This window comes from Lachnoanaerobaculum sanguinis (genome assembly GCF_033242365.1).
In the GTDB taxonomy this organism is placed as follows: domain Bacteria; phylum Bacillota; class Clostridia; order Lachnospirales; family Lachnospiraceae; genus Lachnoanaerobaculum; species Lachnoanaerobaculum sanguinis.
The window spans coordinates 1-290 of the sequence record NZ_BTHK01000082.1 but is presented as its reverse complement, the minus strand read 5'-3'; the positions used below and the strand labels follow the sequence as shown (position 1 = coordinate 290).

At 34.5% G+C, this 290-nt stretch carries 1 protein-coding gene; it reads right to left on the bottom strand.

Annotated features, from left to right (window positions below; translation table 11 throughout):
* A partial coding sequence (locus tag SBH76_RS13625; RefSeq protein WP_317978175.1) for a transposase occupies positions 1 to 290 on the bottom strand: 290 nt, incomplete at both ends.

Here is a 290-nt window from a genome sequence, read left to right as displayed (position 1 = left end):
ATATCTCCAAAATGACCTTCTGTTTGAATAGAGCGTATCTGTCGTTTCAGAATACCTTTTTCACTCTGTATGTTAGCATGTGACTTCTCTCGGAGTTCTTCCCATACTTCATTGATCTTCATTACTTTATTCTTATCAATATCTTTATCAGGATTATACTTGTATAAACATTTAGACTTATGTTCACATCCACTACAGTCTGAACATCCATATACTTCATATGTTTGTGTATAACCATTCTGTTCTTTCTTTTCTGTGTTGATATGTCTCAGTTCACGGCCGTCATGACA